Here is a 6,184-nt window from a genome sequence, read left to right on the forward strand (position 1 = left end):
GATCTGTGACCATGACCCAAGCACCTATCCGCTACTCGCCCGACGTTGAGGACGTGAAGCCGGAAGAAGCCGAGACGATCGCGGAGCTCAACCAGACGTTTGACAAGATCCTCGAGACAACAGCGAAGGATTACGGTCACGCGGTCCGTTCGGTCCACGCCAAGGCGCACGGCTTCCTTGAGGGGGTGCTGACCGTCCATGACGGCCTTCCCCCCGAGCTGGCCCAAGGCTTGTTCGCCACTCCGGGCGAGCACGCGGTCGTCATGCGCTTCTCGACCAACGCGGGCGACATCCTGCCGGACACCATCAGCCTGCCACGCGGTCTGGCGCTGAAGGTCATGAACGTCGAAGGCGAACGCCTGCCCGGCGCCGACGGACAGACGCAGGACTTCGTCATGGTCAATGGCCCGGTCTTCCAGAACAAGACCGCCGACCAGTTTCTCGGCAACCTGAAGCTCCTGGCCGGCACAACCGACAAGGTCGAGGGCACCAAGGAGGCGATGTCGAAAGTGCTGCGCGGCGTGAACACCGTGCTGAGCGCGGTCGGTATCGAGAGCCCGAAGGTACAGACGCTCGGCGGCGCACCCAACTCCGATCCGCTCGGCGAGACCTACTTCAGCGTCACACCCTTCCGCTATGGCGACTACATCGCCAAATTCGCGGTGTTCCCCGTGTCCAAGGATCTGACCGATCAGACGGGTACGACGATCGATGCCAGCACCCGTCCCGACGCGCTGCGCAACGTAATTCGGTCAGAGGCTCAGGTGCTCGAAATGGTGTGGGAGGTGCGGGTCCAGCTCTGCCGCGACCTCGACGAACAGCCTGTCGAGGATCCGACCGTCGAATGGAAGCAGGACGAGGCGCCCTTTCGGACCGTGGCGACCCTCCGCGCGGCCAATCAGGACAGCCTGAGCGAGGACAAGGTCCAGCAGATCAACGAGGAGATGCGCTTCTCGATCTGGACCGGGCTTGCCGCACACCGGCCGCTGGGGAACATCAATCGGGCCCGCAACGAGACATACCGCCACTCCGCCGACTTCCGGGCTCGCGTGAACGGCTGCCCCTACCACGAGCCTGTTGGCGGTCGTGCCTGATCGGCAGAGGTCGCGTCTGATCGGTCGACGCTCGCCTTTGGGAGATCCGCGGGGAGACTAACGGGGCGTTCGGCCGTTCTGACTGTGGTCCTGTCATGCATCCAAAGCATTGATGGGGCGGCAGGTTTACCACCGCACGCAAAAGGTTGCACCGCCAGGAGGCTGACGAATGCCGATGATTACCGCTGGCGACCTCAACATGGAGGTCTTGCTTTTCGGCGCGGAGCAGGGACAGCCGTTGCTCCTCATCCATGGCTGGCCGGATGATGCGTCGACGTGGGATCAGGTGGCACCCGCTCTGGCCGCGGAAGGGTTCCGCGTCATCGTCCCGACGTTGCGTGGGTTCGGCGCCACGCGCTTCCTCAACGACGACGCCCCGCGGACCGGCAACAGCGCGATGCTCGCGATCGACATGATCGCGCTGCTCGACGCGCTCGGCATCGACCGCTTCATGGTCGCCGGGCACGACTGGGGATCGAACACCGCCGAAGCGCTTGCGGTAGGCTGGCCAGAGCGGGTGGAGCGGATGGCGATGCTGTCGACCCCGCCCCGGCTCGGCGGCATGCCGACACCGCCGTTCGAGCAGACGCAGCGGCAATGGTATCACTGGTTCATGGCGACTGCGCGCGGGGCGAAGGCGGTACGTGCCGATAGGCGCGGCTTCGCGCATCTGCATTGGGTCAACTGGGCACCACCGGGATGGTTCGACGAGGCGACGTTCGACCGCGTCGCGAAGTCCTTCGACAATCCCGACTGGGTCGACGTGACGCTCCATAGCTATCGCGCGCGCTGGGGCGAAGCGGAACCTGATCCACGAAGCGCTTGGTTGGAGGACAAGGTCAAGACGACCAAGACGTTGTCCCTGCCGACGCTCTACATCCACGGCGATGCCGATGGCGTGAATCCGCCTTCGACCGCGGGGGACGTGCGAGCAAAATTTGCCGGCCAGTTCGCGCGCATCACCATGACCGAGGTCGGCCACTTTCCGCAGCGCGAGAACCCGCAAGCCGTGGTGCGCCACCTCCTTAATCTATTCGCCGGCGACTTTGCCGCTCTCACAGATACGATCGACAGGAGCCTGCCCATGAAGAAAGCCGCCCCCTATGCCGCTGGGATTGCCGCCATCGGCTTGGTCGCCGCTGCCGCAGCCGGCGTCGCCCACGCTCAGGGACGCAGTGCACAACTGACGCAGGTGGCGCAGTTCGACCATCAGGCGACCGGCGTCGCCGTGACCGAGGATGGCCGGCGCTTCGTCAACTTCCCCCGCTGGACCGATGACGCGCCGATCTCCGTCGCGGAGGTGATGAAGGACGGTAGTTTGCGTCCCTATCCCGACGCCAAATGGAACAGCTGGCGCAACGCCCGCGCCAACGAACTGCCGGTCGGCGACTATTTCGTTTGCGTCCAGTCGATTGTGCCCGATAGCCACGGCAATCTCTGGGTGCTCGATCCCGGCGCGCCGGGCAACGAGAAGATACTTGAAGGCGCGCCGAAACTCGTCCGTATTGATCTGGCGTCGAACACGGTGACGAAGACGATCCTGGTTCCCGGCGATGTGGCGCTGCAGGGCACCTACCTCAACGACATCCGCTTCTCGCCCGACGGCAAGACCGGCTACATTACCGACAGCGGCACGCGTGGCGCAATCATCGTTGTCGACCTGGAAAGCGGCAAGAGCCACCGCGCCCTCGACGGGCACGCGTCAACCCAGATCGACAAGACGGTGAAGGTCACGCTCGACGGCAAGCCGCTGGTCCGCCCCGACGGCCGCCAACCCGCTTTCGCTGCGGACGGCATCGCCATCTCCAAGGATGGCAAGACGCTCTACTATCAGGCGCTGACCGGCAAGACGCTCTATTCAATCGCCACCGCCAAGCTGCGGTCGGACGTCAGCGAGCCCGACAGGGCGGCAGCGGTGAAGACGGTCGCGCAGACCCACGTCGCTGACGGCCTGTGGATGAGCAAGGCGGGCGTGCTCTACCTGACCTCACCGACCGACTATGCGATCAAGCGGTTGAACGGCACGATCGTTGAGACAGTGCTGACCGACCGCCGGCTGCGCTGGCCCGACACCTTCTCTGAAGGGCGCGACGGGACGATGTACGTCACCGCCAGCCACATTCAGGACACCAATTGGTTCACGCCCGGCGCACCGCCGTCGATCAAGACGCAGCTGTTCTCCTTCGCACCCGCCAAATGATCGGACATCCCATGACCTATCTGCGCTATTCGCCCGACATCGAAACACACGAGCCCGACGAACAGGAGAGCATCGACGGCATCATCCAGGGCATGACCCAGGAGAGCCAGACCGTCGAGAAGCGCGACGGGCGCGCGGTACGAGCGAGCCATGCCAAGAGCACGGCATGCGTAGTCGGCAAGCTCATCGTTGCGCCTGAATTGCCGCCCGAACTCGCACAGGGCCTTTTCGCGGAACCAGGCACGTTCGATGTCGCCGTCCGCTTCGCGCAAGGACCTGGTGAAAAACTCGGCGACCGCGTTTCTACCCATCGCGGCATGTCGATCAAGGTTTTCGGCGTAGAGGGCGCGAAGCTGCCCGGCCATGACGCGCCGACGCAGGACTTCGTCCTCGCCAGCGGCACGACCTTCCCGGCTGGGACCGCCGCGGGCTTCCTCTCGCAAGCCAAAAAGATTGGGCTGACGGTGCGCATGCCCGAGGGGGTGAAGAGTGCGGCCGCTTCTGTCGCCCGCAACATCAACAAGGTGCTGAACGCCGTCGGTGCGGGTCCAAGCCCGACACTGGACTTTTATGGCCACCCCTTCAGCCACCCGCTGGTCGAGGCATATTTCAGCCAGTGCCCGGTCCGCTTCGGCGACCACGTCGCCAAGATCGGGGTCTTTCCCGTCGCGCCCGAGCAGAAGGCGCTCGCCGATTGGCGGCTCGACCCGCATCAGGACGAGGATGGCTTCCGCCATGCCGCGGTCGATTACTTCGAGAGCAAGGATGCGGTGTTCGAGCTTCGGGCGCAGCTGTGGACCGATGCCGAGACGCAGCCCATCGAGGACACCTCCGTCGACTGGCCGACGCGTGAAAGCCCGTATCGCACCGTCGGCACGATCCGACTGCCGCGGCAGTCAGCCTATGGGCCGGACCGAGTTCGCTACTTCGACGAGGTGATGACGTTCCGCCCGGCCCATAGCCTGGAAGTGCATCGCCCACTCGGCGGCGTGATGCGCGCGCGCATGCAGGTCTACCAGGCGCTCAGCGACTTCCGCCACCGCGAGACCGGCATCGCCGCTGCCAACACCGCCGACATTCAGGACATTCCAGTCTGAGCTGAACGCCGGTGCTGACGATAGTGAGAGGACGATCATGAAGTTGGAAGGCAAGCACGGCGATCAGGCGGGGAACGCGTAATGGCGCGCTTTTCCAACAAGGTCATCGTCATCACAGGTGCCGCCTCGGGGATCGGTGAAGGCGCCGCACGCCGGTCCGCCGAGGAGGGCGTGACGCTGATGTTAGGTGACATCGACAAGGCGGCGCTCGACAAGCTGGGGGCGGACTGAGCGGCGCGGTCGAACCTCGCGAAACCGATATGTCCGACCGCGCGGCATGCGGGGCGCTCGTCCAGGCAAAGAAACGCGGTGGGTTTGCCGGAGGCGGTTGGATGCGGGTTACGCAGCCATATCGGTGATGTACGCTGCAGGATAATATTGCTCCTCGGCTTCGATGGGCGGGCTGTTGCCGCTGGGTTCGAGCAGTCATCGATGATTGAACTAGGACGGATCGACATTCAGCGTAGCCAGATCATGGCGGCGGCGAGATGGATGAAGCCGGTGAAGTGGATGATGCGGGGGTCGTAGCGGGTGGCGAAGCGGCGGAAATGCTTGAGGCGACCGAAGCATCGCTCGATCTGGTTGCGATGCTTGTAGATGCCAGCATCGTGCGGGATGGCGACCTTTCGGTTGCGCTTGGACGGGATCACTGCCTCGGCGTGCATCGCCGCGATCTGGCTACGTAAGTCATTGCCGTCATAGGCTTTGCCGGCGAGCGCTGCTTTGCCACGCTGACCTTCGAGCAGCCTGGATGCCGAGGCGATGTCACTGGCTTGCCCGGGCGTGATGCAGAACCGCAAGGGCCGGCCGAACGTGTCGGCAAGCATGTGAACCTTGGTCGTCAGTCCGCCTCGGGAACGCCCCAGCGCCTGATCCTTGGCCCCCCTTTTCCGCTCGCCGCCTGCTGGTGGGCGCGAACGATGGTGCTGCCGATCATCAGATACTGGTTGTCCCGGTCGGCTGTCAGCGTCTCGAACACCCGCTCCCAGACGCCGGCGTGACACCAGCAGCTGAAACGCCGGTGCACCGTCTTCCACTTGCCGTAGCGTTCCGGAAGATCGCACCAATGGGCGCCAGAACGCAGCACCCACAAACAGCCGTTCACGAACAAGCGGTTATCCGCACCCGTCCGGCCAGGATCAGCCGTCTTGCCAGGAACAAGCGACGCTACCCGCGACCATTGCGCCTCGCTCAGTTCGTACCGCTTGATCCCCATCACTCGCTCCGCGTCCCGAAACGGACACCTATGAATCAGCCTTCAACAGCTTTGGGAATCCTGAATGTCGATCCGGCCTAGTCGATCCATTCCAGCGTGGCGTACTCGACCGCTTCGAAGCTGCGCCATGGTCTGCCCCGGTGGATCACCTCGGGACTGTAGAGGCCGTTTATTGATTCCGCCAAAAGCTGTCGCCGACGCTGCCGATCGATGGTTCGATCCCGACTTGGGCAAGGCGTTCGGTGTCCTGTCAGGGACGGTAGTCCGAACCAACTTGCCGCAAATCACGCCGGCCAAGCCCATCGCTGACGTGACCCCCGTTTCTTCATCCAGGTGGAACTAGAGACCGGCCCCTCGAAGGGACGGATGGAATGAAGCGGAAGCAGTTTTCGGAAGAGCAGATCATCGGCATCTTGAAGGAGGCCGAGGCGGGTGCGGTGATGACGGAGCTGTGCCGCAAGCACGGGATGTCGAGCGCGACCTACTATGCGTGGAAGGCGAAGTTCGGCGGCCTAGAGGTGTCCGACGCAAAGCGCCTGCGGTTGCTCGAAGAGGAGAACGCCCGGCTCAAGCGGCT

The 6,184-nt window shown here is 64.1% G+C and carries 6 protein-coding genes and 1 pseudogene; 5 read left to right on the plus strand and 2 right to left on the minus strand.

Features of this window, described 5'->3' with window-relative positions:
• The first annotated feature begins 11 nt into the window (after window positions 1–11).
• The 4 genes from AC4GY7_RS17315 (at window position 12) to AC4GY7_RS17330 (ending at window position 4,622) form a co-directional block, all read left to right on the plus strand.
• Window positions 12–1,094: a catalase family protein gene (locus AC4GY7_RS17315; protein ID WP_491116379.1), complete on the plus strand. Its 1,083-nt coding sequence runs from the start codon at window positions 12–14 to the stop codon at window positions 1,092–1,094.
• Window positions 1,095–1,263: 169 nt separating this feature from the next.
• The gene (locus AC4GY7_RS17320; RefSeq protein ID WP_491116381.1) at window positions 1,264–3,294 is read left to right on the plus strand and encodes an alpha/beta fold hydrolase; all 2,031 of its coding nucleotides are present in this window, start codon (window positions 1,264–1,266) and stop codon (window positions 3,292–3,294) included.
• An 11-nt stretch (window positions 3,295–3,305) separates the two neighbouring features.
• Window positions 3,306–4,391 (plus strand): catalase family protein, encoded by a 1,086-nt coding sequence (locus tag AC4GY7_RS17325; RefSeq protein WP_491116383.1) that lies wholly within the window; start codon window positions 3,306–3,308, stop codon window positions 4,389–4,391.
• Between the two features lie 81 nt (window positions 4,392–4,472).
• Complete coding sequence (locus AC4GY7_RS17330; RefSeq protein ID WP_491116385.1) at window positions 4,473–4,622, plus strand: SDR family NAD(P)-dependent oxidoreductase; 150 nt, start codon at window positions 4,473–4,475, stop codon at window positions 4,620–4,622.
• A gap of 227 nt (window positions 4,623–4,849) precedes the next feature.
• Here the strand turns inward: AC4GY7_RS17330 and AC4GY7_RS17335 are convergent.
• Window positions 4,850–5,601, minus strand: a protein-coding gene (locus tag AC4GY7_RS17335) for an IS5 family transposase (RefSeq protein WP_491116389.1) whose coding sequence is annotated in 2 segments (ribosomal slippage) — window positions 4,850–5,265 and window positions 5,265–5,601 — 753 coding nt in all. Because the reading frame shifts where the segments join, the coding sequence is not laid out codon by codon here.
• An 83-nt stretch (window positions 5,602–5,684) separates the two neighbouring features.
• A pseudogene (locus AC4GY7_RS17340) lies at window positions 5,685–5,851 on the minus strand (IS3 family transposase); the annotation flags it as partial.
• Window positions 5,852–5,978: 127 nt separating this feature from the next.
• Here AC4GY7_RS17340 and AC4GY7_RS17345 point away from each other — a divergent pair.
• A partial coding sequence (locus AC4GY7_RS17345) for a transposase (RefSeq protein WP_491116387.1) occupies window positions 5,979–6,184 on the plus strand: 206 nt, incomplete at its 3' end.

It is taken from the genome of Sphingomonas sp. SP5 (genome assembly GCF_058313455.1).

Coding starts and splice junctions, on each gene's coding strand:
- AC4GY7_RS17330 (WP_491116385.1), top strand. CDS start 4,473: ATGGCGCGCTTTTCCAACAAGGTCATCGTCATCACAGGTGCCGCCTCG.
- AC4GY7_RS17325 (WP_491116383.1), top strand. CDS start 3,306: ATGACCTATCTGCGCTATTCGCCCGACATCGAAACACACGAGCCCGAC.
- AC4GY7_RS17320 (WP_491116381.1), top strand. CDS start 1,264: ATGCCGATGATTACCGCTGGCGACCTCAACATGGAGGTCTTGCTTTTC.
- AC4GY7_RS17315 (WP_491116379.1), top strand. CDS start 12: ATGACCCAAGCACCTATCCGCTACTCGCCCGACGTTGAGGACGTGAAG.